We start from the raw sequence: 4,255 nt of genomic DNA, 5'->3' as shown, positions 1-4,255 counted from the left end.
GTCCGGACCCGGAAGAAGTCGCACGCCGCATGCAGGCCCTGAGCGATGCGTATGCCGCGTTCAAGAAGGCTGCCGCCAAGGGCGACCGCAAGCCGCTGGCCAAGCTGCGCGACGACATGGCCGCCGTGTTCGTGACCCTGAAGCTGCCGTTGCCGCTGACCGACGTACTGGTCAAGCAGCTGCGCGACGTCATGGCCGACATCAAGTCCCACGAGCGCCGCGTGCTGAATCTGGCCACCGTGACCGCGCGCATGCCGCGCAAGGACTTCATCCGCTCTTGGGAAGGCAACCAGACCAACCTGGAGTGGGTGGAAGACGCACTGAAGCGCAAGCAGAAGTGGTCCTCGGCCCTGCGTGACGTCAAGGACCAGATCATCGCCGAACAGCAGGCGACGATCGACATCGAAAAGACCACCTGGCTGGAACTGGACGAGCTGAAGGAAATCAGCCGCGCCATGGCCTACGGTGAGGCGCGTGCGCGCAAGGCCAAGAAGGAAATGGTCGAGGCCAACCTGCGCCTGGTGATCTCCATCGCCAAGAAGTACACCAACCGCGGCCTGCAGTTCCTCGACCTCATCCAGGAAGGCAACATCGGCCTGATGAAGGCCGTGGACAAGTTCGAATACCGTCGTGGTTACAAGTTCTCCACGTATGCGACCTGGTGGATCCGCCAGGCCATCACCCGTTCGATCGCCGATCAGGCGCGCACCATCCGTATCCCGGTGCACATGATCGAAACGATCAACAAGTTGAACCGCATTTCCCGCCAGATGCTCCAGCAGTACGGCCGCGAGGCCACGCCGGAGGAGCTGGCCAAGGAAATGGACATGCCGGAAGACAAGATCCGCAAGGTGATGAAGATCGCCAAGGAGCCGATCTCGATGGAAACCCCGATCGGCGACGACGAGGATTCCCATCTGGGCGACTTCATCGAGGACACCAACGTGGAGTCCCCGATCGAGAACACCACCAACATCAACTTGTCTGAAACCGTGCGCGACGTGCTGGCCGGCCTCACCCCGAGGGAAGCCAAGGTGCTGCGCATGCGCTTCGGCATCGACATGAACACCGACCACACCCTCGAGGAAGTCGGCAAGCAGTTCGACGTCACCCGCGAGCGCATCCGCCAGATCGAAGCCAAGGCGCTGCGCAAGCTGCGTCACCCGAGCCGGTCCGAGCAGCTGCGCAGCTTCCTGGATATCGATTGATTCCAGGACGGGTGCGTTGATGGAAAGACCCCGCTTCGGCGGGGTTTTTTTTGGGTGATGACCAAGGACTGGCCGATTATTTCGTTACAGTTTACGTAACTTAATTATTGCGCCTTTCAGAGGGTAGTGAAGATAAGTCGATTAAAATCAATGCCATATMGGAAATCAAATTTGCCATTTCTGCTGAAGTGGCGTATGGATTCGTAACTTAATTCGTCCCGAAACCACGGCAATGCCTCGTCCCCGTACCGTGCAGCTCCAGGATCTGATCGACAGCCTGCCCGCCGGCGAAGCGGTCTCCGCAGCCGCTCTCGTCGATCGCCTGGGCATCACCCGGACCACCCTCAGCCGCCTGGTGGCTGAAGCCGGAGAGCGGATCGTGCGCCTGGGACGCACCCGCGCCACGGCGTATGCCGTGCGCCAGCAGACCCCGGCGGGCAGCGAATGGCCCCTGTTCCGGCTACGGGCCGATGCCACCCTCGAAGAACTCGGCACGGTCGTGGCACTCACGGGCGAGAGCGTCCATGTCCAGACCAACGCGGCACGACCCAATCTCACCCGGTCGCCGGATGACACCGTGGACGGCCACTTCCCCGGTCTGCCCTGGTATCTGGATGACCTGCGGCCACAAGGCTTCCTGGGTCGCACCTTCGCGCACCGTCGGGGCCGGGACCTTGGCGTGCCCGAAGACCTTAGCCGTTGGCAGCTGGGTGACACCCTGCAGGCACTGGTCCGCGCAGGCGGCACCCAGATCGGCGACCTGCTGCTCGGTGGCGATGCGGTGCAGAGCGCGTTGCGTGCGCTGGATGCCCCGCCCGATCACGTCCTCGCTGCCCACCGCGCGCATCGCTACCCGGAGCGTGCGGCGGCGGCGCTGGAAGGCGAGGATGTCGGCTCGTCGCCCGGCGGCGAGCAACCCAAGTTCACCGCCACGGTCGAGGGCGAACGTGGCCGCTACGCCGCCCTGGTGAAGTTCGCCCAGCCCGCTGCCGGCGCGGCGGCCGAGCGCTGGGCGGATCTTCTGGTCTGCGAGCACTTGGCCCTGCAGTGCCCGCGGCCGTCTCCGAACTCTTACAGACCGAAACGCATACCTTCTTGGAGGTGCAGCGCTTCGACCGCAGCGTGGACGTGCTCGGGCGGCGCGGCGTCGTTTCGCTGCTCGCGCTGTCATCGGCCTTCACCGGCGAGGCAACTGCGGACTGGGGCACTGCAGCGGGGTTGCTGTATGCGCAGGGCTGGGTGGATCGCGACACGCTCGTCCGGGTGGGGCGGCTGCATGCGTTCGGGCGGCTGATCGGCAACAGCGACATGCACCAGGGCAACATCGGTTTCCACCTGACCGACCGCGGCCCGCTGCCGCTTGCGCCGGCCTACGACATGCTGCCGATGTCATTGGCTCCGTCGCGGACTGGCGTGCTGCGCGCAGCGAGCCCGTTGGCTACCGTCGTACCCGATCGAAGCGGGCAGCTTACGCACCTGCAATGGGCCGCACCGCTGGCAGTGGACTACTGGCAGCGTGTGGCGGGCTCATCGCTACTGCGTTCGGGGGCACTGCGGGAACTGGCTGCGGAAAACGTACGGCGGGTACAGACGATGGGGCAGCGTTTCGGCTGATGCCGGCTTTTTCCAGTGGAAAGCGGCTGGGGGGCTCCACTACACTGTGCAGCCGCAGGGGCCTATAGCTCAACGGTTAGAGCAGAGGACTCATAATCCTTTGGTTCCAGGTTCGAGTCCTGGTGGGCCCACCACATTGATGTCCGGCGACGTCCACGGTCATCCGGACGAAGCGCGGAAACGCACCGAATTTAGCGATATACCGTCCGTCGGCGTCCATTGACGTCCACTTGCATCCGGCAAAAAAGTGAGTCAGGCTGTGAGCCAAGGGTCGGGGATTTCCTACCCCGACTCACTGGCGGATGACTCACATGCTCACCGACACCAAATTACGTGCACTGAAGGCCAAGGACCGCCCCTACCGGGTTGCGGATTCCAATGGCCTCTGCATAGAGGTGCGGCCGTCCGGATCCAAGGCATGGCGCTACCGCTACAGGTACGCCTCCAAGGCGAGCATCGTCACCATCGATGAGTACCCGTCGATGTCGCTCCAGCAGGCTCGAGCCGAGCGTGACAAGCTGCGGGCGTTGCTGCGAGGCGGGGCTAACCCGGCTCACGTGGCCAGGGCCGAGCGAGCGGCTCACACTGACCGTGTTAACAGCACCTTCGGGGCCATCGGCCTAGAGCTGCTAGCCAAGCGGGCCAAAGAGGGGCTGTCTCCAGGCTCGGTAAAGCGCGAGCGGCGCTTGATTGAAAAGGATCTGGCAGCCATTGCTGCCACGCCTATCACCGACGTAACCGCCCCTATCCTTTTGGCGGCCCTGCGTAAGCTTGAGCAGCGGGGTGTGGTCGAAACTGCCCATCGAGCACGGTCCCACGCGGGCCGGGTCTTCCGCTATGCCCTGGCAACCGGCCGCGCCGAACGGAATCCTGCAGAGGACTTGGCTGKGGCGCTTGAACAGCCAAGGACTAAGCACTTCGCAAGCCTCACGGACCCCGAACAGATTGGCGAACTGCTGCGGGCCCTCCATTCCTACCAAGGCTCTCCAGTCACCCAAGCGGCCCTTAGGCTTGCCCCTTTGCTCTTTGTGCGTCCCGGCGAGCTTCGCGCCGCCAAGTGGGCTGACATCGACCTAGATGCCGGGGAGTGGCGGTACGTCACCAGCAAGACGAAGACCCCCCATATCGTCCCCCTGTCCGACCAGGCCGTGCAGGTGCTTGCGGAGCTGCAGCCGCTGACCCGGCGCAGTGAGTACGTGTTTCCGGGAGTCCGGAGTGCATCTCGGCCCATGAGCGAGAACACGATCAACGCCGCCCTGCGGAACCTCGGCTTTGACGGAAAAACCATCGTCGGCCACGGCTTCAGGGCAATGGCGCGGACGGTTCTGGACGAGGTGCTGGGGTTCCGCCCCGATTACATCGAACACCAGCTAGCACACGCTGTGCGCGATCCGTTGGGGCGGGCCTACAACCGTGCCACCCATCTGCCGGAG

Annotated in this window: 4 protein-coding genes and 1 tRNA gene; 4 read left to right on the top strand and 1 reads right to left on the bottom strand. The window is 63.9% G+C overall.

Features of this window, described 5'->3' with window-relative positions:
- Nucleotides 1-1,208 (top strand): RNA polymerase sigma factor RpoD (gene rpoD, locus AC1DQP_RS17370; RefSeq protein ID WP_478052087.1); only part of this gene is annotated, 1,208 nt, incomplete at its 5' end.
- A gap of 460 nt (nucleotides 1,209-1,668) precedes the next feature.
- Here the strand turns inward: rpoD and AC1DQP_RS17365 are convergent.
- Nucleotides 1,669-2,244: a hypothetical protein gene (locus tag AC1DQP_RS17365; protein ID WP_457320863.1), complete on the bottom strand. Its 576-nt coding sequence runs from the start codon at nucleotides 2,242-2,244 to the stop codon at nucleotides 1,669-1,671.
- 65 nt (nucleotides 2,245-2,309) lie between these two features.
- Here AC1DQP_RS17365 and AC1DQP_RS17360 point away from each other — a divergent pair, with 65 nt between their 5' ends.
- The 3 genes from AC1DQP_RS17360 to AC1DQP_RS17350 all read left to right on the top strand — a co-directional run.
- A complete protein-coding gene (locus tag AC1DQP_RS17360; RefSeq protein WP_457320865.1) occupies nucleotides 2,310-2,822 on the top strand; it encodes a HipA domain-containing protein in 513 nt (170 codons plus the stop codon).
- A gap of 58 nt (nucleotides 2,823-2,880) precedes the next feature.
- Nucleotides 2,881-2,956, top strand: a tRNA-Ile gene (locus AC1DQP_RS17355).
- A gap of 177 nt (nucleotides 2,957-3,133) precedes the next feature.
- A partial coding sequence (locus tag AC1DQP_RS17350) for a tyrosine-type recombinase/integrase (protein ID WP_478052086.1) occupies nucleotides 3,134-4,255 on the top strand: 1,122 nt, incomplete at its 3' end.

The sequence above is a fragment of the Stenotrophomonas sp. P5_A8 genome (genome assembly GCF_056400545.1).
This window is presented reverse-complemented; position numbering and strand designations above follow the sequence as displayed.